The sequence below is a fragment of the Deinococcus arcticus genome (assembly GCF_003028415.1).
GTDB classification, from domain to species: Bacteria; Deinococcota; Deinococci; order Deinococcales; family Deinococcaceae; genus Deinococcus; species Deinococcus arcticus.
In genome coordinates this window covers 1-22,285 of sequence record NZ_PYSV01000027.1, presented here as the reverse complement: position 1 = coordinate 22,285, position 22,285 = coordinate 1, and the positions used below count along the sequence as shown (strand labels likewise).

Annotated in this window: 21 protein-coding genes, 1 tRNA gene and 1 pseudogene; 16 read left to right on the top strand and 7 right to left on the bottom strand. The window is 67.1% G+C overall.

What is annotated here, in order from left to right; translation table 11 throughout:
- Window positions 1-314: 314 nt before the first annotated feature.
- Window positions 315-2,975, bottom strand: coding sequence for an IMP dehydrogenase (locus C8263_RS19740; RefSeq protein ID WP_233218898.1), 2,661 nt, complete (start codon window positions 2,973-2,975; stop codon window positions 315-317).
- Between the two features lie 94 nt (window positions 2,976-3,069).
- Between C8263_RS19740 and C8263_RS17515 the strand changes: the two genes are divergently transcribed.
- Window positions 3,070-3,145 (top strand) — tRNA-Ala (locus C8263_RS17515).
- A 52-nt stretch (window positions 3,146-3,197) separates the two neighbouring features.
- Here C8263_RS17515 and C8263_RS17510 read toward each other — a convergent pair.
- On the bottom strand, window positions 3,198-4,874 hold the full coding sequence (locus C8263_RS17510) for an outer membrane protein assembly factor BamB family protein (RefSeq protein ID WP_269845153.1): 1,677 nt from the start codon (window positions 4,872-4,874) through the stop codon (window positions 3,198-3,200).
- Window positions 4,875-4,989: 115 nt separating this feature from the next.
- Here C8263_RS17510 and C8263_RS17505 point away from each other — a divergent pair, with 115 nt between their 5' ends.
- The 7 genes and pseudogenes from C8263_RS17505 to C8263_RS17480 all read left to right on the top strand — a co-directional run.
- Complete coding sequence (locus C8263_RS17505) at window positions 4,990-5,505, top strand: hypothetical protein (protein WP_233218897.1); 516 nt, start codon at window positions 4,990-4,992, stop codon at window positions 5,503-5,505.
- A 144-nt stretch (window positions 5,506-5,649) separates the two neighbouring features.
- On the top strand, window positions 5,650-6,576 hold the full coding sequence (locus tag C8263_RS17500) for a PEGA domain-containing protein (RefSeq protein ID WP_107139419.1): 927 nt from the start codon (window positions 5,650-5,652) through the stop codon (window positions 6,574-6,576).
- Between the two features lie 47 nt (window positions 6,577-6,623).
- Complete coding sequence (locus C8263_RS17495; protein WP_107139418.1) at window positions 6,624-7,613, top strand: MBL fold metallo-hydrolase; 990 nt, start codon at window positions 6,624-6,626, stop codon at window positions 7,611-7,613.
- Window positions 7,614-7,666: 53 nt separating this feature from the next.
- Window positions 7,667-8,125 carry a hypothetical protein gene (locus tag C8263_RS17490; protein ID WP_107139417.1) on the top strand — a complete coding sequence of 153 codons (459 nt, stop codon included), beginning with the start codon at window positions 7,667-7,669 and terminating at the stop codon, window positions 8,123-8,125.
- Between the two features lie 103 nt (window positions 8,126-8,228).
- Entirely contained in the window at window positions 8,229-8,459 is a 231-nt protein-coding gene (locus C8263_RS19090; protein ID WP_146160759.1) for a hypothetical protein, read from the top strand.
- Between the two features lie 24 nt (window positions 8,460-8,483).
- Window positions 8,484-9,500, top strand: coding sequence for a hypothetical protein (locus tag C8263_RS17485; protein ID WP_107139416.1), 1,017 nt, complete (start codon window positions 8,484-8,486; stop codon window positions 9,498-9,500).
- A gap of 151 nt (window positions 9,501-9,651) precedes the next feature.
- Window positions 9,652-10,017, top strand: a pseudogene (locus C8263_RS17480) (GGDEF domain-containing protein); the annotation flags it as partial.
- A gap of 282 nt (window positions 10,018-10,299) precedes the next feature.
- Here C8263_RS17480 and murA read toward each other — a convergent pair.
- Window positions 10,300-11,577, bottom strand: coding sequence for a UDP-N-acetylglucosamine 1-carboxyvinyltransferase (gene murA, locus C8263_RS17475; protein WP_107139414.1), 1,278 nt, complete (start codon window positions 11,575-11,577; stop codon window positions 10,300-10,302).
- Between the two features lie 273 nt (window positions 11,578-11,850).
- Here murA and C8263_RS17470 point away from each other — a divergent pair, with 273 nt between their 5' ends.
- Complete coding sequence (locus tag C8263_RS17470) at window positions 11,851-12,078, top strand: transcriptional regulator (RefSeq protein WP_107139413.1); 228 nt, start codon at window positions 11,851-11,853, stop codon at window positions 12,076-12,078.
- A 95-nt stretch (window positions 12,079-12,173) separates the two neighbouring features.
- Here C8263_RS17470 and pilC read toward each other — a convergent pair whose 3' ends face one another.
- Window positions 12,174-13,394 carry a type IV pilus assembly protein PilC gene (gene pilC, locus C8263_RS17465; protein ID WP_107139412.1) on the bottom strand — a complete coding sequence of 407 codons (1,221 nt, stop codon included), beginning with the start codon at window positions 13,392-13,394 and terminating at the stop codon, window positions 12,174-12,176.
- Between the two features lie 78 nt (window positions 13,395-13,472).
- Between pilC and C8263_RS17460 the strand changes: the two genes are divergently transcribed.
- Both C8263_RS17460 and scpB read left to right on the top strand, forming a co-directional pair.
- Entirely contained in the window at window positions 13,473-14,096 is a 624-nt protein-coding gene (locus C8263_RS17460; RefSeq protein ID WP_107139411.1) for an L-threonylcarbamoyladenylate synthase, read from the top strand.
- A gap of 45 nt (window positions 14,097-14,141) precedes the next feature.
- The gene (gene scpB / locus C8263_RS17455) at window positions 14,142-14,678 is read left to right on the top strand and encodes an SMC-Scp complex subunit ScpB (protein ID WP_107139410.1); all 537 of its coding nucleotides are present in this window, start codon (window positions 14,142-14,144) and stop codon (window positions 14,676-14,678) included.
- Window positions 14,679-14,748: 70 nt separating this feature from the next.
- On the opposite strand, the gene trpS is transcribed toward scpB, so the two are convergent.
- Both trpS and tdh read right to left on the bottom strand, forming a co-directional pair.
- Window positions 14,749-15,759 (bottom strand): tryptophan--tRNA ligase, encoded by a 1,011-nt coding sequence (trpS, locus tag C8263_RS17450; RefSeq protein WP_107139409.1) that lies wholly within the window; start codon window positions 15,757-15,759, stop codon window positions 14,749-14,751.
- Between the two features lie 735 nt (window positions 15,760-16,494).
- Window positions 16,495-17,520: an L-threonine 3-dehydrogenase gene (gene tdh / locus C8263_RS17445; RefSeq protein ID WP_107139408.1), complete on the bottom strand. Its 1,026-nt coding sequence runs from the start codon at window positions 17,518-17,520 to the stop codon at window positions 16,495-16,497.
- A gap of 173 nt (window positions 17,521-17,693) precedes the next feature.
- On the opposite strand from tdh, the gene C8263_RS19520 reads away from it, so the two are divergent.
- The 5 genes from C8263_RS19520 to C8263_RS17420 all read left to right on the top strand — a co-directional run bounded on the left by C8263_RS19520 (window position 17,694) and on the right by C8263_RS17420 (window position 21,580).
- Window positions 17,694-17,831: a hypothetical protein gene (locus tag C8263_RS19520; protein WP_199188443.1), complete on the top strand. Its 138-nt coding sequence runs from the start codon at window positions 17,694-17,696 to the stop codon at window positions 17,829-17,831.
- 27 nt (window positions 17,832-17,858) lie between these two features.
- A complete protein-coding gene (locus tag C8263_RS17435; RefSeq protein WP_107139406.1) occupies window positions 17,859-18,290 on the top strand; it encodes a uracil-DNA glycosylase in 432 nt (143 codons plus the stop codon).
- A complete protein-coding gene (locus tag C8263_RS17430) occupies window positions 18,290-18,757 on the top strand; it encodes a hypothetical protein (RefSeq protein ID WP_107139405.1) in 468 nt (155 codons plus the stop codon). The genes C8263_RS17435 and C8263_RS17430 overlap by 1 nt, the downstream gene beginning before the upstream one ends.
- Before the next feature lie 87 nt (window positions 18,758-18,844).
- Window positions 18,845-20,458: a murein biosynthesis integral membrane protein MurJ gene (gene murJ / locus C8263_RS17425; protein ID WP_107139404.1), complete on the top strand. Its 1,614-nt coding sequence runs from the start codon at window positions 18,845-18,847 to the stop codon at window positions 20,456-20,458.
- A gap of 255 nt (window positions 20,459-20,713) precedes the next feature.
- Complete coding sequence (locus C8263_RS17420; protein WP_233218895.1) at window positions 20,714-21,580, top strand: eCIS core domain-containing protein; 867 nt, start codon at window positions 20,714-20,716, stop codon at window positions 21,578-21,580.
- A 390-nt stretch (window positions 21,581-21,970) separates the two neighbouring features.
- Here the strand turns inward: C8263_RS17420 and C8263_RS17415 are convergent.
- The coding region (locus C8263_RS17415) for a hypothetical protein (RefSeq protein WP_233218894.1) at window positions 21,971-22,285 on the bottom strand (315 nt) is incomplete at its 5' end.

Below are 22,285 nucleotides of genomic sequence, written 5' to 3'. Positions count from 1 at the left end.
CGGACTCGTCAATCTCCGCTGGCAACGCCGACTCTACCTATCCACACACTAAATTTAGGGCTAAGCCAGCGGGGCGACGGTTCCCGTCGCCCCGCTCCCCCTTCGGCTACTGCGCAACAGGTCTTCACGTTACGACTTTGCAGGAGAGCACCGCAAAGTCTCCACTCCCGGTGCAACGTCCTTTTTTCGATACTCGCTCTGCAGCGCAGCTGTTCCAGCCCGCTCGGTTGATCTAAAGATCAACAGCGAGCGACTTAACTTCACCTCAACCCCAGAGCGCCTGCCACACTTCCTGGCAAGCGGCCTGCGCGCGCCTACCGCCCGCCGTAGTTCGGCGCCTCCTTCGTGATCGTCACCCCATGCGGATGGCTTTCCACCAGGCTGGCCCCGGTAATCCGCACAAACTGCGCCGTGTCACGCAGCGTCTGCAGGTCTGGGGCCCCGCAGTAGCCCATGGAACTGCGCAGGCCCCCCACAAACTGGTACAGCACCTCGCCCGCCGTACCCTTGTAGGCCACGATGCCCTCGATGCCCTCGGGCACGAACTTGCGGCTGCCGCTCTGGAAGTAGCGGTCGGCGCTGCCCTGGTCCATGGCGCCCAGGCTGCCCATCCCCCGGTAGCTCTTGTACCGGCGCCCGTCACGCAGGATGCTCTCGCCGGGCGACTCGTCGGTGCCGGCCAGCATGCTGCCCATCATGACCACACTGGCGCCGGCCGCAATGGCCTTGGGCACGTCGCCGGTCTGCTTGATCCCGCCGTCGGCAATCACGGGAATGCCCGCTTCCAGCGCCGCCGCCGAGGCTTCAAAAATGGCCGTGATCTGCGGCACGCCCACGCCGGTGACCACGCGGGTGGTGCAGATGCTGTTGTGCACCACCGCGTTGTCCGCAATAAAGCTATGGGTGGGGCAGTCCACTTCAATGTCGTACACCGGCAGACTCAGGTGCAGATCGCGCCGGGAAAGCGGCTTGACCACGCTGTAATCCGGCAATTGCCGCGCGGCGTGGCTCACGTTCAAGCGGGCGCGATAACTGTCGAGCAGCTGTCCCTTCACGCCCTGGAGCCCCCCCACGTTGCCGGGCTCCACCTGCATGTTGGGGAGGCTCCCCTCGGTCAGGTGGCAGAGCAGCCCAAACAATTCCATGAGGTCGCGGGACGTGTTCACGAAGCACTGGCGGCCATCAGCGGCCACGTAGCCGTCACTGTCGAGCAGACCGTCCTTGAGCCCCTGGAGGTAGCCGGGATGCGCAGCGCGGTACGCCTGCGGCAGGGTTTTCTGGGCCCGCTTGCCAAACTGCGCCAGCAACCGAGCCCAGGGCAGCGAATACAGAGAGATACGGATGATATTCCCGTCAGGCTTGCGCACAGGAGTCAGCCCCGTCACCCGCTGCACGGTCTCGATGAGCTTGTCGGCAATGTGGCCTTCCTCGCTAGAAAAGTACCAGTCCACCCGGCCGATCTCGGACCCTGTGCGCGTCTCGCTGCCGTTGTGGTTCAGGAAGGCGTGACCGTCACCCAGGAAGGTCCCAAAGAGGTAACCCAGGTCGTAACCCACGCTCAGCTCGGTCTGGGCCCGCGCGGCCAGTTGGGCCTGGCGCACTGCGAAGTCACCCAGATCAATCTGGAAGGTCTCGGGCCATTCAAAGTGCAGGGTCCGGGGCATCAGGAACACGTCGCCCTGGGCCTCACCGACCGCCTTCCAGCGCATCTTGCTGTCGCCGGAGCGCGTGGGCTTGTTGAGCACCCCTGCGGAGCCCCGCGACGACAGGGTGGCGGCCCCCACGGTGCTCAGGTCACCGACCCAGAACTGGTGGTCAGGCGTCACCACCGTCTCGCGCAGTGAATGAACGTGCCGCACCGCCATGACCTCACGAATACCTGTACACCACGCATTGACCACCGTCACGGGGCGGCCATGCATGTTCAGCACCCGGTCACCGATCTGCACGTCTTCAATGTTCTTGTACACCCCGCTCGCCATCAGCACGCGGGTGCCTGCTGCGAAGCAACCCGGGCCGATGCCCACCTTCACCGCGTCTGCGCCGGCCAGAATCAGGTCACGGGCCCCGGCGCGGGTGGCCACGTTGCCAGCAATCACGTCCACATCGAACGTCTCTTTCACCCGGCCCAGGGCGTTCAGAATGCCCTGGCTGTGCCCGTGGGCGCTGTCCAGCACCAGCACGTCCACCCCCGCCTGCACCAGGGCGCCGGCGCGGTCCAGCAGATCGGCGCCCACACCGATGGCGGCGGCCACCCGCAGGCGCCCCAGGCTGTCCTTGGCGGCGCGGGGGTATTTCACCCGTTTGGTCAGGTCTTTAATGGTGATCAGGCCACGCAGCTGCTCGCCCTCCACCACCAGCAGCTTCTCGATGCGGTGGCGCTTGAAGATCTCCTGCGCCTCTTCCAGCGTGGTGCCCACCGGTACGGTCACCAGCGCTTCACTGGTCATCACGTCGCTCACCGGCAGGCTCAGGTCCTCCACAAAGCGCATGTCGCGGTTGGTGATGATGCCCAGCAGCCGGCCGTCCGGCGCCGTGATCGGCACGCCGCTGATGCGGTATTCGCCCATCAGGCGGTCGGCCTCGCCCACGGTGGCGTGCGGCGGCAGGGTGATGGGGTCCACGATCATGCCGCTCTCACTGCGCTTGACCTTACGCACCATCTCGGCCTGTGCGTCGATGGGCATGTTCTTGTGCAGCACGCCAATCCCGCCCTCGCGCGCCAGGGCCACGGCCATGTTCGTTTCGGTGACGGTGTCCATGGCCGCCGAGACGAAAGGAATATTCAGGCGCACCCGGCGGGTCAGCTGCGTTTCCAGGTTCACCTCGTGGGGCAGCACCTGGGAATGCCGGGGCTGCAGCAGCACGTCGTCAAACGTGATGCCTTCCTGGCCGAACTTGTAGCTGTAGCGGTCTGCAGGGCGGTGTTCTGGGGTGCCGGGCGCGGTGAGGTCAGGCGTGGCAGGCGCACTCATGGCTGCGAGTGTACGCCCTGGGGCGGCCGGGTGCGCCCCCGGTGTCCAGCTTGCAGGCCCCGGGCAGGCTGTGCTACAGTCCCTTTCGCCTTTTGGGGTCGTAGCTCAGCTGGGAGAGCGCGTCGTTCGCAATGACGAGGTCAGGGGTTCGATCCCCCTCGATTCCACCACACCAGAAAACCCCCCTGCTTGTATCCATAAGCAGGGGGGTTTGTTGCGCGTTCAGCGGCCCGGCAGGGCGCCGTATTCGGTCTGGCGGCCCAGCGGCAGCAGCCCCGGCAGGTTCAGGGGAAAGCGGGTCTGTTGCCCCGCCACCGCCAGCACCACGGCGGGGGGCGTGCGTTCCAGCGTCGCCGCAGCGCCCGGCAGGTCGCTCAGGGCGGCCAGCGGCACATAGGCTTCCTTGCCGTACAGGCGCACGGTCACCGGCACGCGCGCCGTGCCCACACGCAGGGTGGCGGTGCGGGCCGTGACGTTCAGCACGGTCAGGCGCAGCGCCGCCGCCGCTTCACGCAGGGGCAGCAGCACCTGACCGCCTTCGGTGCGGGCCTTGCTGGCTGCCGCCTGGGCCTGCTGGGCGGGGGTCAGCGTGGGCGCCGGGGCAGGCGTGACAGGACGGGGGGCCGGCTGGGGCGCGGGCGTGGTGCCGGCCTGCGGCGCCGGCTGGCCGGGTGACGGCCGCACCGGCGCCGGGGGCTGGGCCGGCTGGGCGGGCGCTGTGGGGGCGCCGGGCTTCAGGGCGGCCAGCACGGCGGTGGCGGCCGTGCGCCGGGCCTGGGTCTGGGCCTGCAGTTCGGCGGCGCTGGGCACGCGGCCCCAGGCGGCCGGATTGGCATGGAAGGTGGGCCAGGGCGCCACCGCCAGCGGACGCTGCTTCTGAATGATGTTCAGGCCGCCGCCCTCGGTGGTGAAGTACAGACTGCCCTGGTCACTCACGCTCAGGCCGGTGTCAATCTTCTTGCCCGTCTTGATCTGCCACAGCGCCTGTCCCGCCCTGCCAATGGCGTGCACCGTGCCGCTCAGGTCCGGCACCACCACCGTGCCGTCGCTGAGCTCCACCGCCGAGGCCGCCACCCCGGCGCCCGCCTTGTAGGTCCATTCGGTTTCGCCGCCGGGATTGATGGCATACACGCTGCCGTCGTAGCTGCCCACGATCACCACGCCGCCGCTGGTCACGATGGGGCTGGCATTCACGAACAGGCCCGTCTGGGCGCGCCATTTCAGTTCGCCCGCCGGACTCAGGGCGTAGATGCGCCGGTCACTGGACCCAAAGTAAATGCTGCCGTCCGGCCCGATGGCCGGCGAGCTGAACACCAGCGACCCCGCCGCGTAGGCCCATTTGAGCTGCCCGGCCGGGGTCAGCGCGTGCAGGCGGTTGTTCTGGGCCCCGAAATAGATGGTGCCGTCGGCGGCAATGGCCGGCGAGCTGAACACCGGCGCGCCCACCTTGTAGCTCCAGAGGGTCTGGCCCGCGCCGCTCAGGGCGTACACGGTGCCGCCCGCCGTGGCCACCACCACGCTGCCGTCCGGGCGCAGGGCGGGGGTGGCGTAGATATCGCCGTCCAGCTTGACCTTCCACAGCAGCTTGCCCGCCGCGTCCAGGGCGTACACCGTGTCGTCATAGGACGCGGCGATGGTGGTGCCCTGCGGCGTCACCACCGGGTAGGCGCGGCCAATGTCGCCCACCACGAACGACCACTTGGCGCTGCCAGTGGCGTCGGTACGGTGAACGCGGGCGTCGGAACCCAGGAAGGTGAGGTCGCCGTTCGGGCTGACTGTGACGCCAGAAATCACGCGCAATTCCTTGAACATGTCAATCTTGGGCGCGGTGAAGGTGGGCGTGCCCTGGGCCAGGGCCCCAGAGTAAACCGCCAGTGTAATCAGGGAAACAAAGGGCAAAGCGTGGCTGTTCCTCATCTAAACGTGCACTCCTTTACAGAGCCTTTACGGACAGGCAATGGCGTGGGACGGCATATGGACGCTGCCCAGGGTACGGCCTAAGATGCGAACTGTTATGAAGAAGATTCTCATGCTGACCGCGTTCGCCCTGGCGGGCCTGGCCGCCGCCCAGGACACCACGACGACCGATACGGCGCCGGCCACCACCGACACCATGGAAATGACCGGCCCGGCCACCATGAGTGCGGGTGACAACTTTGCCAAGGCCCAGGAGTTTGCGGTGCAGGCCGACGTGGCCTACCCCGTGCCCTTCTACGACCGCACCCTGTGGAAGGCGGCCGTGGACCACGCCTACTACGCCGCGTCTCAGGAGGCCGGCAACCGCGACTACAACGCCTACCTTGCGCAGCTGTACACCAAGACCCAGTGGTGGATCAACGCCTACAACGCCTGGAACCGCCTGGGCACCCTGACCGACCAGGAAAAGCAGTGGGCGTCACTCAGCGCTGCCAAACTGGCCTACCTGGCCCTGCAGCGCGGCGACACCACCATGGCGCGCATGTACGTGGAGAAGGGCATGGGCTGGGCGCCCAGCGCCAGCCTTCAGTCCATCATGCAGCGCCTGCAGTAAGTTTCCTTGCCTCCAGGGCCCGCGCTTCGGCGCGGGCTTTTGTGCTGTGGCGCGCCGCCACGCGCGCTGCGCCCCCCGGCTGGCTAAAGGCCGCGTCAGCCACGCTGCATCTGCCGGGGCCAGGAGCTGCTCTACCCTGGAACCATGAAACGGGTTGTGGCCCCTCTCCTTCTGTCTGCCTTATTGGCGGGTTGCGTGCCCGCGCCGCTGCGCGCCAACCCGGATTCGGCCGTGCGCCTGTCGGCAGCGCCCGCCGCCGCCCCGGCACAGCCGCTGACTGGCGAGGGCGAGCTGTACCGCTTTCCGGGCCCCGGCGCCCTGAACGTGCGCACCGACCCGGCGGCCCTGGTCACGGCCATCGTCCTGCCGCCGGGTGGGGGCGCGCGGGTGGGCGAAACCATTCGCACCGTGGCGGGTCAGACGGCCCAGCTGCCCCTGCCCGCCACCGAGGGCTTTACCCAGGTGTTCACCGTGGCCAGCCTGGTGCCGCTGGATCTGAGCAGCGCGGCTGGCGCGCGCAGCGTGGGTGAACTGAGCGCAGCGGTGCAGCGCGCCACCCAGGGCGCGCCCCGCACCGCCTACACCGTGGCCACCACGGTGTACCGCGCCGAGCGGCTGGGCACCCTGCGGGTGGGGACCACGGTGCCCGGCGCGCAGGTGCGCGTGAACGGCCGCCCCGCCGGGCTGGCCCCTGTGGAACTGCGCGACCTGCCTCCGGGGCAGGTGGAGGTGACCGCCACCCGTGAGGGCTACCGCCCGGCCTCGGCGCGGGTGAACATTGCCGGCGACCGCGTGAGTGACCTGACGCTGACCCTGCGCCTCCTGACCGGCACCCTGCGCGTGGAAAGCCCGGTGGCCGCCGATGTGCTGGCCGACCGGCGCCTGCTGGGGGCCGCGCTGCCCGGGCAACCGCTGGAACTCCCGGTGCGCTCCGGCGTGGTCAGTCTGAATGTGGTGCCGCGCGACCGGTCCCTGGCCCCCCAGACGCTGCTGGTGCGCGTGAACACCGACCTGCTCAGCCGCATTGACTGCACGCTGGCCGGCAGCACGTTCCGCTGCAACGTGCGCTGAGGGCGCTGCACCCGGCCCCGGGGCACGCAGGTGCTACCCTGCCCGGCATGACTGCGCCTGCCCCCACACATCTGCTGGGCAACCTGTACGCCCTGCAGGTGCCGATTCCCTATCCCATGGGCGCCGTGACCGTGCTGCTGGACGTGCCTGCCGGGGGCCCCGTCACCATGATTGACACGGCGCTGGACACCCCCGAGGCCCACGCCGCCCTGGAAGACGGGCTGGCGGCGCTGGGCCTGCACTGGCCGGATATTGACCGCGTGATCATCACGCACCACCACCCGGACCACTACGGCCTGGCTGGTCTGGTGGAGGAACGCAGCGGCGCGTCTGTGTACCTGCTGGACGTGGAAATCGGGCGCGGCGAGCGGTACTGGCACCTGTGGGAAGAGTGGCTGCCCGGCCACGTCAAGCATCTGCGCGACCACGGCCTGCCCCCGGCCTCACTGTTGAGCCTGGAGGCCGAGAGCCGCCGCAGCCGTCAGCGCGTACATCCCGCCAGCCGCGTGTTTCCGCTGCGCGAGGGCCAGGAGGTGGCGCTCTCGGGTGAGCCGTGGGAGGTGCTGTGGCTGCCCGGCCACGCCGACGGGCACCTGGGCCTGTGGAACGAGGCGCAGGGCACCCTGATCGCCGGAGACGCGATTCTGCCGCGCATCAGCCCGAATGTGGGCCTGTACGCCTACACCCGCCCCGATCCACTGGGCGACTACCTACAGACCCTGGGCAAGCTTGAAGCCCTGAACCCGGCGCGCGCGGTGGTGGGTCACCACGGCCCCGTCATGACCGGCGTGCAGGCCCGTGCCCGCGAACTGCGCGCGCACCACCACGAACGGCTGGACTTTCTGGGGGCCCAGGCCGCCCAGGCGCCGGGTACGGCCTACGCCCTGTCGCTGGCCATGTTTCCGCGCGACCTGAACATCAGCGGGCGGCGCTTCGCCCTGGCCGAGACCCTGGCGCACCTGGAACACCTGCGCCTGCTGGGGGGGCTGTACCGCACCTGGCAGGAAGAGGCCGGCGCCTGGGTGTACCACGCCTGAACAGCGGCGGCGCTCACTGGGTGCGCCCGGGCACGCGCTCTATACTCCGGCGCATGACAGCTTCAACGGAATTGCGGCGCATCATGGCGGCGCTGCAACAAAGTGGTCTGACCGTCGAAGCGGTCGAGGACGGCGCGCTGATCCAGGACGGCGAGACCCGGGTGGCCCTGTTTGCCGAAGTCGATCCGCAGGGCGGCGTGATTGTCCGGCTGCACCTCGATCTGGACCTGTATGTCGAGGAAGACAGCCTGAGTGACATTCTCATGGGCATGAACCTCATGAACCAGGGGCTGGATTACGGCGCACTGAATCTGGACCCCGTGGAGGAAAGCGAGGAGCCCGACGAGGGCGAGCCGCTGACCTTCGCCGTGCTGGGCCGCAGCGTGCTGTGGCTGCCTGACCTGGGCGCGGCCGAGCTGGACCGCCTGCGCGAGCATCTGCGCCGCTTCGAGCAGGAAGTCACCCAGGCAGTAGAGCGCACCCTGCACGGCAGCAAGGGCATCAGCGCCTGAGGCGGCGGCCAGCCTCTGGCCCGGGGGCTCGTGCGGCGCGGCCCATAAACCTATGATCAGAGAGCATGAGCCTGCCCGGCCCGCTTCCGTCCGGCGCTGCCCAGTGGCTGGCGCAGCTGGATGCCGTCTGGCAGGGCCGGGAACGGCAGCGCGCGGCGCCGCCCGGGTGGCCCAGGCGGCGCAGCACTGGTGCAGCGTGCAGGCGAACCCGGACCCCCAGGTGGGGCGGGCCGCTGCGGTGGTGCTGGCCTACGTGGCGTGGCGCGGCGGGCAGCTTGGCGAGGCCCGGCGCGCACTGGACTGGGTGGGCCCGGATCTCTCGCCCTGGGTGTAGTACGGCCGGGGCCTGAATGTCACTGTGGGGGTGCTGGCAGAACTGGGCGAGGTGGCCCAGGCCATGACCCTGAGCCACGTGCAGCTGGCCCTGAGTCGTCAGGTGCAGGACCGTGAACTGGAAGCCTGCGCCCTGCACGACCTGGGGGTGCTGCACAACGAACGGGGCAATCTGAGGGGCGTGCAGTCCCTGCAACAGGCCCTGCGGCTGTTCCGGGCAATTGGACTGGTGGAGGGCGGGGCGTACACGCAGCTGAATCTGGCCACCGCCCTGCTGCTGGCCGGGCAGGTGGCTGCCGCCCGCGCCGCGCTGCAGGGCGCGCTCACGCTGGCCGACCGGCACGGGCTGGGCACTGTGCAGACCTTTGCCCTGGCCCAGCAGGGCGCCCTGGAGGTGCCCCACGACCCGGCACGCGCCGAGGTGCTGCTGCGCGCCGCCCTCAGGGAACAGCAGCTCAACGCCGACCGGCCGCTGTGGGAGGCCGTTGAGCCGCTGGCCCGGCTGCTGCTGGCCCAGGCGCGGCCCCATGAAGCCTGCCTGCTGGTTGCTGCCTTTACCCGGGCAGCGCAGGCCCAGGGGTTCGAGGTGCTGGCCATGCAGGGACACGGCCTGCTGGCCGGGCTGCATGACCACCTGGGCCAACTGCAGCTGGCGCTCCATCACCTTCAGGCCCACACCACTGCCTTCAAGCAACTGCGTGGGGAAGAACACGAGCGGCGCGTGCAGGCGCTGGAAGTCACGCACCGCACCGCCCTGCTGCGCCTGCAGGCCGAGGCCGAGGAAGCCCGCGCCGCCGAACTCACACGGCTTCTACAGATGGACGAACTGACCGACCTGTTCAATCGCCGCCACCTGCTCACCGCCGGCGCCGAGCTGCTGCGGGGGCAACCCGGCGCTGTGGCGGTGGCAGATCTAAGTAGCTCGCTGTTGATCTTTAGATCAACCGAGCGGAGCGAGTATCGAAAAAAGTACGTTGCACCGGGCGTGGAGACTGTTCGGTGCTCTCCTGAACAGTCGCACCATGAGGGGCAACGTACTTAAGTCGTTCGCTGCCAAGCCCCCGATCAACCGAGCGGGCTGGAACAGCTGCGCCGCAGCGCGAGTCTCGAAAAAAGGACGTTGCACCGGGCGTGGAGACTGTTCGGTGCTCTCCTGAACAGTCGCACCATGAGGGGCAACGTCCTTAGACCACTTCAAGCGGATCAACGACGCCTTCGGGCATGAGGTGGGCGACGAGGTGCTGCGCCACTTTGCCGGGTGTCTGCACGCAGCCCTGCCCGGCACTTTCGCCGCCCGGGTGGGGGGCGAGGAATTCATGCTGCTGTTCCCGGGCCGCTCCGCCACCGTGGCCTGCCAGGACCTGAGCGCTCTGCGGGCGGCCCTGCCCGCCGCCGGGTTGCCGCCCGTCACCTTGACTGCCGGGGTGGTGGGGTGCACCGATGGCCACCTGCCGGCCGCCCTGCGCCGCGCCGACCTGCTGCTATACCAGGGCAAGGCCCAGGGCCGCGACTGCGTGATTTCAGAGCCGGAGGACCCGGAAGTGGAGCCTCTAGTCTAGGCACCCCCCCCTCGTTCAGCCTCCTCTTCCCCGACCGGAGGGGCGCCGCACAGCTGGGCAGGGCAAACAAGAAGCTGGGCAGCCCTTTCCCGATGAACCTGCGACACCCGGACCCAGCCTCCGGGGCCTCAACCGGTGGCGTCCAGAGTGGCAGGGGGCCAGGCCCATCTCGCCTCGTTTCCGCTCAGCCCTCTGAACCTGGCTGCCCCTGGCGCACAGTCGCGCGGGCCGGAAGAGTGTTCTCCGGCCCGCCTGAGTGGCTGATTGTTGCTGAGGCCCGTATCAGTCCATGGCCAGCGCGAGGTCTGGCTGGGCCACGGTGGCACCTACCCCCCGCAGCCGCTCAACCAGGCACTCATAGCCACGGTTGAGGTACTGCACGCCGTCAATCACCGTTTCGCCCTCGCAGGTCAGCGCCGCGATAAAAAGGGCAGCGCCGGCGCGCAGGTCCGCCGCCTTTACGGGGGCGGCGTGCAACTGGCCGCCCTGAATCACCTGGGTGTAGCCACTGACGGTGATGTTGGCGCCCATGCGGTGCAGCTCGGCCACGTGGGTCAGGCGGTCCGGGTACACCGGGTCCTGCACCACGCTGGTGCCGGGCACGGTGGCCAGCAGGGCACTCATCTGTGGCTGCAGATCGGTGGGAAATCCGGGGTAGCTCTGGGTGGTGATATTTACCGGTTTCAGCGCGCGCTCGCGGGCGTCCACCACCATCGTCTGCCCGCTGTCCATCACGGAAACCCCCATCTCCTGCAGCTTGCCGGTTACGGCGCGCAGGTGGTCGGAGCGCACATTGGTCAGGGTCAGGCAGCTGCGGGTGGCCGCCGCCAGCATCATGAAGGTGCCGGCTTCAATGCGGTCGGGAATAACGGTGTATTCGCCGCCGCGCAGGGCCATCACACCCCGGATGGTCAGGGTATTGGTGCCTGCGCCCTGAATGTCGGCGCCCATGCGGTTCAGGAACTCAATCAGCTCCACCACGTCGGTGTCAATGCTGGCGTTTTCCAGGGTCACCACGCCGTCGCCCAGCACGCTGGCCAGAATGGCGTTGTGGGTCCCGCCCACAGTCAGCAGTTCAAAAATAAAGCGCCCGCTGAGGCTGCTCTGGCGCACGGCGGTAAAGTTCCCGCCGTCCTCAGTGATCTCGGCACCCAGGGCGCGCAGGGCCTTGACATGCTGGTCCACCGGGCGCGGTCCCCAGGCGCAGCCGCCCGGCATGGACACCGTGGCCTGCCCGGCGCGGGCCAGAATGGCGCCCAGCACGATGAAGCTGGCGCGCATCTTGCTGACCAGGGCGTAGGGGGCGTCGGTGTTCAGGATACGTGGGGTGTGCAGTTCCAGGTCGTTGGCGCCCACCCACACGTGCTGGGTGCCCAGGTGCGCCAGCAGTTCCAGAATCGTGTGGACGTCGCTCAGGCGCGGCACGCCCCGCAGGGTGATTTTCTCGGCACTCAGCAGGCTGGCAACAATGATAGGCAGCGCAGCATTCTTGCTGCCCTGAACGGCGATCTCGCCGCGCAGTTCGCGGCCTCCCTGGAGGTGCAGTGGGGTCAGTTGCATGGGTGAGTCATCCTTGGTGAGGGGTCGCGCCGCTGGGGTGCGCCAGAGAAATCGAGAGCGCGGTACAGGTGCATGTTACACATCACGCTCAAGATGTGTCTACGCTGACCATAGCGTGTGAGCCTTCAGAGCGGATGAGGTGAACCATCAGCCCCGGCTGAGACTGAGTCTCATGTTGAGGCGCCTCAGGGTGCGTGCTAGGCTGCGCGCACGGCCCCGCCCCAGTCATTCGTGCTCGCTGGTTTTCGGCGCGGCTCCGTGTTCAGGAGAGGCATGCCCAAGAAGGAACGCAAACGGCTGCAGGTGGTGATCAGCGATGAGCAGGACGCCCTGCTGACCCGCACAGCCTATGAACTGTCCAGTCCCGAGCGGCTCATCAGCAAAAGCGAAGTGGTGCGTCTGGCCATCGAAAAAATTGCCCGTGAACTGGGCGAGGGCGAACATCTGGAAGAGTACCGCGCCATTCTGGAGACTGAGGAAGTGGGCGAAGAAGAGGCGTAAGCCCGCAGGGTCACCAGCCCCCGCTCCTTCCAGACTTCAACCGCGCGACGATGAAAAAGAGCTCCATTGGGGAGCTCTTTTTCGTTGCCTTCCGCTTACTGGCTGAGCTGACCAATGATGCTGAACATGGGCAGGAACATCCCGGCCACGATGACCCCCACGATACCGCCCAGGAAGACGATCATCAGCGGTTCGATCGCGGCCGTCATGCTGTCTACGGCCTCATCCACTTCACGGTCGTAGAAGTCGCCCACTTTCACCAGCATGTCGTCCAGGGAGCCGGTCTCTTCACCAATGCTGATCATGCTGACCACCATGGGCGGAAACACCTTGCTGGTGGCGAGGCTGGAGCTCATCTGCTCGCCGACCATCACCACATTCTTGGCATTCTCGATGCTCTCTTCCACAATGGCGTTATTCGCCGTGCCCTTGGTAATTTCCAGGCTCTCAATGATGTTCACCCCGCTGCTGATCAGCAGGCCGAAGGTGCGGGCAAACGAACTGATGGCACTTTTGCGCAGCAGGTTGCCCATGATGGGCAGGCGCAGCTTGATCTCGTCAATGTTCACGCGGCCCTTGGGCGTCTTGTAATAGGCCCGGTAGGCGAAGGCAATGGCCGCCGCGATCACCACGATCAGGAGACCAGAGTTCTTGAGAAAGTCCGAGACTGCCATCAGCACGCGGGTAATCAGCGGCAGCGGCGCATTCAGCTGCGCCAGAATGCCCGCAAACTGCGGCACAATCGTGGTGAGCAGGAAGTAGGTAATAAGAATGGCAAACACCAGCACCACCACGGGGTACGTCAGGGCACTCTTGATCTTGCCGCGCAGCGCCAGTTCCTTTTCCTGAAACCCGGCAATTCGTTCCAGCACCGCGTCCAGGGTGCCGCTGGTTTCCCCGGCGCGCACAAGGTTGACGTACAGCCGGTTGAAGATCTTGGGATGCTTGACCAGGGTCTCACTCAGAGGCGTCCCGGATTCCACGTCGGTGCGCATCTCCTTGACGACGCCCTGAAAGCCCTTGTGCTCAATCTGCTTTTGCAAGATCGCCAGCGACTGCACCAGCGGCACCCCCGCGTTGATCAGGGTGGCGAGCTGCTTACTGAAAATCGCTACCTGTTTGAGGCTGGGCGGGCGGTTATCCAGAAAAGGAATTTTGACGTCGGCGCTCAGGCCGCTCTTGGGCGCCTTGATCTCGACAATCATCAGGTTCTTGGCGCGCAGGGCGTCACGAACCTGGGTGGCCGTCTCGGCTTCCATCTGGGATTTCAGCACCTTGCCGGAGCGGTCCCGCACGCGGTATTCAAAGACGGGCATATTATCAAGCAGTATAGGGGCCGCGTCTTGCGCCCGCCTTACACCAGTTCACACTTTGCAGCTCCCTTTGAACCTCCTATGACCACAGTCTCTTCCCATGATGTGCAGCGCGCCCTGCAGGTGCTGGCCGCTGGCGGGGTGGTGGCCTACCCCAGCGAAACGGTCTGGGGGCTGGCCGCGCACCCAGACCGCCCGGACGGCATCCGGCGCCTGTATGACCTCAAGGGCCGCCTGGCCGACAAACCGGTGCAGGTGTCGTGTGCCTCGGCCGCCTCAGCGCAGCCACTGGCGGCGCCTGAGGCGGGCTTTGAAGCCCTCTCGGCGGCGCTGGTGCCCTTCTGGCCTGGACCGCTCACGGTGGTGCTGCCGGCAAGCGCGGCCTGTCCCCCGCTGCTGGCCCCAGAAGGCCGGGTGGGCATCCGCGTGCCGGACCATCCGGTGGCCCTGGCGCTGCTGGAGGCCGCCGGCGGGGTGCTGGCCACCACCAGTTGCAACCCCAGCCGCCAGCCGCCCGCCCTGACCCACGGCGTGGCCCTGGCCATGAACCTGGGCGACGTGGTCCTGCCAGACGGCGGGGTGCCCTGCCTGGGCGTGCCCAGTACCGTGCTGCTGCTGCCCGAAGGCCGGGTGCTGCGCGAGGGGGCCCTGCCGGCCGGGCAGGTGCTGGCGTGCCTGGGCGCCCAGGCACGCGGCGCGCTGTGAACTGGCCCTGGTCTGCCCGGCCGCCCACCCAGGGAAAGCTGGCCCATGGGTGACGCCCCGCCCCTCAGCGCCCTGATTGGCGCGGCCCTGCTGGCGGCGGGCCGCCCGGTGGGGGCCAGCGATCTGGCCCGCCTGCTGGGCGTACCCGAGGAAGCCGCGCGGCGCGAGGTCGAGGCGTTCAGCGCGCGGCTGCGCGCCGCGAACATGGGCTTTGAGGTGGAGGCGGTGGCGGGCGGCTACCGCCTCGTGGTGCCGCCGGCCCTGGCCGTACACCTCACGCCCCTGCTGGCGCCGCCGCCCCTGCCCCAGCTGAGCAGCGCGGCGCTGGAGGTGCTGGCTGTCATTGCTTACCGGCAACCCGTGACCCGCGCCGAGATTGAAGCGATGCGGGGCGGCAGCGCCAGCACGGTGGTGACGCTGCAGGAACGCGAACTCGTGAAGGTGGTGGGCCGGGCGGACGCGGTGGGCCAGCCGCTGCTGTACGGCACCACCGAACGCTTTTTGCTGGACTTTGGCCTGACCTCACTCTCGGAGCTGCCACCGCTGGACGACACGGGCTTTGCCCACCTGCTGCGGAGCTAAAGGGCACCTCCTTTCCACCGCTGCAGTGCCGGCTTGATCCCGCCCGGTCCCTGCTTCAGCCCTGCTGTGCTCACAGGACGTGCAGGTGCAGGGCGGCGCGCACCCGCGCCAGGATGAGGCGCACCTCGGCCCGTCCGCGCGCGCTGCCCTGGCGCAGGAGCTGCAGGGCGGCGGGGTCAGCAGCGAAGGCCGACCGGCGTGCCCGCATGGGGGCCAGCAGGTCGTCGAGCACCCCGATCAGATGTCGCTTGAGCGCCACGTCTCCCAGGCCCCCGGCGCGGTAGTGGTCTTTGAGGGCCGCCAGCCGCGCCGGGTCCGGGTCAAAGGCGTCCAGATAGGTAAACACCAGGTTCCCCTCCACACGCCCTGGGTCGCTGGCGCGCAGGTGGCCGGGGTCGGTGTACATGCCCATCACCTTGCGGCGCACCTCTTCGGGCGGATCGGCCAGAAAGATGGCGTTGCCCAGCGACTTGCCCATCTTGGCCCCGCCGTCCAGACCGGGCAGGCGGGGCACCGCCGAGAGGTAGGCGCGGGGCTCCACCAGCGTGGGGCCGTACAGACTGTTGAAGCGCCGCGCCACGTCGCGCGCCAGTTCCAGCATGGGCTGCTGGTCCTCGCCCACCGGCACCACGGCGGCGCCAAAGCCCACGATGTCGGCCACCTGCGCCGCCGGGTAGATGAAAAACCCAGCGGGCACGGTGTCCCCGAATCCCTTCTGGGCAATCTCGGTCTTCACCGTGGGGTTCTGGCGCAGCTTCGAGACCGTTACAAGGTTCAGCAGGTACAGGGTCAGTTCGGCCAGTTCAGGTACCGCCGACTGCAGCACGAAGGTCACCTTCGCCGGGTCCAGGCCAGCGGCAAGGTAATCCAGCATCACTTCAGGCACATGGTCATGCACGGTTTCCGGGCGGTCGAAGTGATCGGTCAGGGCCTGCACGTCGGCCACCAGCACGAAGAGGTCGTGGGTGTGCTGCAACTGGGCGCGGGCGCGCAGGGAGCCCGCCAGGTGGCCCAGGTGGAGGCGGCCGGTGGGGCGGTCGCCAGTGAGGATGCGGGGGCGGGCAGGTGGGGCAACAGTCATGGTGGAACCTCCGGGGAGTGAGAGAGAACAAAAAAAGGCCGCGCCTGGACGTATCCGGGCGCGGGCTGGGCGGCGAAACGGGGTTCAGCGCACAGGCGAGGGCGGGCCCGGGAATGCGGGCCACCAGCGGCGGGGGGTGAGGGTGGGCATGGGGGCAGTGTGGCGGGGGTGAAGGGGGTTGGCAATGGGCCAGATGGCGCAGGGGGGTGGTTGAAGGGCCAGTAACGGCTTGCCCCACCCCCCAGCCTCCTCCCCCGGAGGGGCAGGGGGAGCAGGCGTTCGCACTGGGCAACGTTGACTAATACGGGTTCCGAAAAATTCCGTAACGTGTTCCGGAATTTTTCCGACCAGCGGAAGAAGGAAAAAATACGGAGTTCCGGGAATTGGGCTGGAACAGCGCCGAAGGCGGGGAACATCCCCCTTCTTCCCGGATGGCACGGAAATGGACGGCAGTCCGTATAACAATTTGGGATGGCTCGGCTTCGCCCCGTGTCGTACGCCGTGGTCCGCCTCCGCCCGTCTCCCCACGCCCGCGCCCTTCGGGCACGACGGCTTCGTCTGGACCTGGCGGTAGAGGGGCGAGCCGATCTTGGTGCGGCCCAGAAGGTTCTACTTTTAAAAGACGAAAGAAAAAGGCGATTGGCGTATCAGCCACCGCCTTTCCCACTTACCAATGCCTACTCCCCGTTTCTCTCTCTTCCTACACCCCACAACCCACGCCCTACACCCTTCTCCTTACTCCCAGTCCAGAATCACCTTCCCACTCTGCCCACTCAGCATGGCGTCAAAGCCCTGCTGGTAGTCGGCAATGCCGTAGTGATGGGTAATGATGGGGCCCAGGTCCAGGCCGGACTGAATGAGGGCGGCCATCTTGTACCAGGTTTCAAACATCTCGCGGCCGTAAATCCCCTTGATGGTCAGCATCTTGAAAATCACGGCGTTCCAGTCAATGTCCACGCGGCCACTGGGAATGCCCAGCAGCGCCACCTTGCCGCCGTTGTTCATCACCTGCACCATCTGGGCAAAGGCCGGGCCCGACCCGCTCATTTCCAGGCCCACGTCGAAGCCCTCGGTCATGCCCAGTTCGGTCATGACGCCTTGCAGGTCCTCCTGGCCCACGTTCACGGCGCGGGTCACGCCCATGCGGCGGGCGAGATCCAGGCGGTAGTCGTTCAGGTCGGTAATCACCACGTGGCGTGCGCCCACATGCCGGGCCACTGCCGCCGCCATCACGCCGATGGGCCCGGCCCCCGTGATCAGCACGTCTTCACCCACGAGGTCAAAGCTCAGGGCCGTGTGCACCGCGTTGCCAAAGGGATCGAAAATGGCGGCGATGTCGTCGGGGATGTCGTCGGGCAGCTTGAAGGCGTTAAAGGCCGGCAACACCAGATACTCGGCAAAGGAGCCGGGGCGGTTGACCCCCACGCCCAGGGTGTTGCGGCACAGGTGGCGGCGCCCGGCGCGGCAGTTGCGGCAGTGCCCGCAGGTCACGTGGCCCTCGCCGCTCACGCGGTCCCCAATCTCAAAGCCGCGCACCTCGCTGCCCATGCCCGCCACCACACCCACGTACTCGTGGCCCACCACCATGGGCACCGGAATGGTCTTCCGGGCCCACTCGTCCCACTTGTAAATATGCACGTCGGTGCCGCAGATACTGCCCTTTTTGACCCGGATCAGCAGGTCGTTGGGCCCGGGCACCGGCACCTCGGTCTCGGTCATCCAGATGCCCTCGGTGGGGTGGGCCTTGCTCAGGGCGCGCATGGTCTGCGGAAGATGGGCAGTGGGGGTCACGGAGGCTGTTCTACCCGCGCGCGGGCGCCGGCGCAATGCCCGCGCGCCGCCGGGGGCCACAGGAGCTGGACAGGCACACGCGTAAAGTGTGGGTGAAGGCCAGGCGGGGCCGCGCCTTCAGCCGGGTGCCGTACGCTGGGCCCATGATCCGCTACCGCCGCCAGAACGCCCTGGAACCCGAGAAAGACGCTGAACTCAACATCAACCTTGTGCCGCTGCTGTTTTTCGTGGTGGGCTTTCTGGGGGTGCGCGCGCTGATTCACACGGCGCAGCGCGACTAGGCCGGCCCAGGCGCTACTCTGGGGCCCATGACCCAAAGCGCAGCGCAGCAGTACAAGAGCACCCGCAGTGGTCGCCTGGTCGTGCCCGGCTGGATGAACATGCTTCCTGGTCAGCCCGACGCCGTGGAGGTGCAGCTGGACGTGGTCCCCGAGGACCTGAGGCGCACCCACGCCAGTCTGCTGATTGAGTACTGGGCCACCCCCGACGACCTGACCCTGCAGAGCGTGCTGCCCATCCGGGCTTTCGGTGCCGCCCAGGAGGGCTGGTGCGCCATTGTGCCGGCGGCCGGGCGCGTGCTGGTGCGGGCCATTGACCCCGAACCCACGCCCCCGGTGCTGGCCAGCCACTGGATCAATGTGGACCCGGCCACCGTGCCCGGCACCACCGTGCATGTGCGGGTGGCGTTCCCGGCGGCGCCTGGCCCGGTGCAGAACCTCCTGAATCCGGGCCGGGCGTAATGGAAGAGGCAGCGCCCCACACCGTGATTACCCGCGAGGAAATTGCCGGGGTGGAATTCGACTGGTTTGCCGCCGACGCCCAGGGACACCTCGCGCAGTTGCTGGCCGCAGGCGACGACACGGTGCCAGATGCCGCGCTGCGCTCCGAGGAGTGGCTGGAAGCCACCCATGTGTGGCTGGACACCCGCCCCGAGCGCGAAGACACCCACGCCCCGGCTGGCGGCTTCGACGAGCACCTGAGTGCCCCGCAGCGGCGCGGCGCGTTCGTGTATGACCGCGTTCCCGGACAGCCCGGCATGTACCGGCTGGTGGCGGCCCCACGCACCCCACTGACAGTGGCCGACCTGCCCGGGCACCTGCAGGGGTATCTGGCTTCCCTGACACTGGACGTGCCCTTTGGCGCCGAGCGGCTGTTCATTGGCCCGGACGGCCGCGCGCAGGTGCTGCAGGAGCCCTCCTCAACCTGAGACAGGGCGGGCGCGAGCGGACCGTCTCGCCGCCGGCCTCCTGTCCTGCTGGGCGCGGGGCCGGGACGGCGGCGGTACAGTGGCCGGGTGAGTCTTCCGCCCTCCGGGCCGCCGCCTGCCCCACCCGAAATCAATCTGTCCTTTGAGGACGCCGGGCCCCCCGCCTCTCCCCCACCCGCGCCGCCCCGGCGCTCGCTGCGGGCCAACACCATCATCGTCATGCTGGGCACGCTGGGCTCGCGCCTGTCGGGCATTGTGCGCCAGCAGATCATCAACCTCTTCGACGAGCGGCTGACTGACGCCTTTACCGTGGCGGTCAAGGTGCCCAACCTGCTGCGCGAACTGCTGGCCGAGGGCGCGCTGGTCAACTCGTTTATTCCGGTCTACAAGTCGCTGGATACCCAGGGGCGGCGGGAACTGGCCCAGACCTTCAGCGGCGTGATGATGGCGGTGAACCTGCTGCTGATGGCGCTGGGCATTCTGGCCGCGCCGCTGGTGGTGGACCTGCTGCTGTCGGGCACCTCGAACGTGGACCGCGAGCTGGCGGTGTACATGACCCGGCTGATCATGCCGTTTCTGATGCTCATCAGCCTGTCCAGCGTGGTCATGGGCCTGCTGAACGCCGACGAGCATTTCCGGGAAAGCAGCTTTGCGCCCATCGCCTTTAATCTCGCCAGTATCGCCGCGCTGCTGGTGCTGCCCGACACCGCCACGTGGCTGGGCGTAGGCTGGCTACTGGGCGGGGTGGCGCAGCTGGTGGTGCAATTGCCCGCCCTGCACCGCTTTGGCCTGCTGCCCACGCCCCGGCTGGGGGGTCACCCGGCGCTGGGGCGGGTGCTGCGCCAGATGGCGCCGTTTACCCTGACGGCCGGGGCGCGGCAAATTCTGAACGTGTACGTGACCAGCCTGCTCACCAACGTGCAGCAGTTTCCCAAGGGCACCGCCACGGGGTATGCCAATGCCGAGGCCCTGTTCACCATGGTCAACGGCCTCTTTGTGGTGTCCCCCGTGCTGGCGGTGTTTCCCCGCTTTTCACAGGCAGCGGCCGACCGGGACTGGGATCAGTTCCGGAGGCTGACCGCCCAGACCATCCGCACCACCACCTTTCTGGCCGCGCCCATGAGCGCGCTGCTGGTGGCGCTCGCGCCGTATGCCGTCAGCCTGATCAACCTGGAGGCGCCGGCCGGGCAGGAAGCGCTGAACAAGTTCGCGGCGGGCAGCGGCATTCTGACCGGCTGGGCCCTGGCGCTGGTGCCCTGGGCGCTGGTGACGGTCCTGCTGCGCACCTTCTACGCCCGCGAACGCACCCGCGAGGCGGTGATGGTCAGTGCCGCCGGGTTTGTGCTGGAGGTGGCGCTCTACCGCCTGCTGGTGCCCAGCCTGGGCCTGAGCGGCTTTGGCCTGAGCACCACGGTCAGCGGCCTGCTGATGACCGGCGCCCTGGTCTATCTGTACCGCCGTGACGTGGGCTTTCCGGGCCGGGAAGTGGCGGGCCACCTGGCACGCGTGCTGCCGCTGGCGGCGCTGGCGGGCCTGCTGGCCTGGGCCCTGGCGCGGGTGCTGCCCAGCCCCGGCTTCATTTTGCAGGGCCTCTTCGGCCTGACCGTGGCAGGCGGCGCCGGGCTGGCCCTGTACCTGGGCGGCGCGCTGGCCCTGAAACTCCCTGAGGTGGGGGCGGTGACGCGGCGTCTGAAGCGGTGAGTCATCGACGCGCCAACATTTCAGCTGACCCATTGTCTACAAGCGCGGTACGCTCTTGTTCATGCAGACCGTCTTCAGGTGAAGCGAGGGCCTGCTCAAAGAGCGCAATCCACTCGGATCGCTGACCCCTTATCTCCTGATCTTGCCTCAGTTCTGCTTCAGCAGGCCCTCCAACGACACACGGCCCGGCCAGTGACGTTGCAGCGGCAAGCGGTGGGGCCAGTGCTGCGGGCCTCAGGGTTGGAGCAGCAAGAGGTGACACGGCTTGCTGTCCAGCGCCAAGCCGTCCGCGAGCAATTGGCTGCCTTGCCCCAAGTGGAGGCTGCACCAATTCAACGGGCCGCCCAGTCCGTGCCCGCCAAGCCCCAGAGCCCCGCTGACTGGGTGACGGTGATGCGCCACCAGGCTGAGCAGGTCGAAGGCAAGTCCCTGGACACGCGGCAATATGCCCAGTTCACGGCGCTGCAACGGCAAGTGGCGAATACGTTGGTCCAAGGCTTCTGTTCAGATCGCGGCCCCGCCCAGGCCCGCTACGACACGTACGGCGAACACCTGGCGACGTTGCAGCGCCATGAAATCAGTGCGCCAGTGAGTCGGGTCGTCCTGGGCATGGTCCCGGCTGGGGAACGACTGGCCTTGCAGCGAGCCGTAGACACCGCCGTGCAACGCTATGAAGCAGAGGCGGCCCTATCAGCCACCGCTGCCCAACGCCAGACCCTACAGCGTCAGTTGGCCGAACTGGATGCGGAAGCGACGCAACCCGTCCTCCAACGGATTCAAGCGAGACGGGGCGCCGGCAATCCCTTGCCCGAAGCGATTCAACGGCACCTCGAGCAGGGGCTGAACCATGACCTGAGCCGTGTCCGCATCCACGATGATGCCGAAGCGGACATGCTGGCGAAAGGTGTCAATGCCATTGCGTTCACGACGGGCACAGATATTTTCTTCCAATCTGGGCGCTTCAATCCGAATACCCAGTCGGGCCTGGAACTGCTGGCCCATGAGGTGACGCATACGGTGCAGCAGGCTCGGGGGCTCGTGGGCCCAGGGGTGGACCCCGATGCCGGCCTTGAAGCTGAGGCGCGGACAATGGGGGGAACATCTTTCCAGACTCACTCCTAGACGAGGCCAAAAGAAGTCAAAGCAGCTTTCCACTTTGGTCCCGCCACAGCAATCACTTCAGCGAAGGTCAACAAGTCCCTCGAAGCTACCCACGAACGTCAAGACTGCAGTCAAAGATGCAAGGAAGATATTAAGGGAATTTATTTTTCCATCTTACTTATTCACCGAAGGGAATGATCTGGAGAAGCGGATGAGGCAGCTAGAGATTCTATCTCAATATATATCAAGCAAAGGGTGGTAAAAACCATTTATTTATCAGTATCAGAGTGACTTCTCCATCCTTCTGCTGGATGAATTACGCGGATCGGTTTTAAATCAAAAATTTAATTCTAGAATCTCAGTACCGGACATCTTAGGTTTTGGATCGACTGAGACGTCGTCCGCCATTTTCTAGCCGTGACCACATTGTGGGCAGCACAAGAGCGGCATCACTGGTCTGTGACAATCCACGATGCCGCTCCAGGTGAGTGTACCCATCTCGCCGACCTGTTGAAAGCACGACTCCCCTTCCTCCGGCGCGACACGCTGCAGCGTGTCGCTGACGTGATCGAAGCCCTGATTCAAGCACAATCGACCTGTCACCGGTTCCTGGCTACGTTCCTGCCCAGTGAAGCGTCGCCTGAAGCCCGAAAAAAGCGAATACACCGATGTTTTCAAGACGAACAACTGACCGATGACGTCTTCCTCCACGTGCTCCTGCCCCTG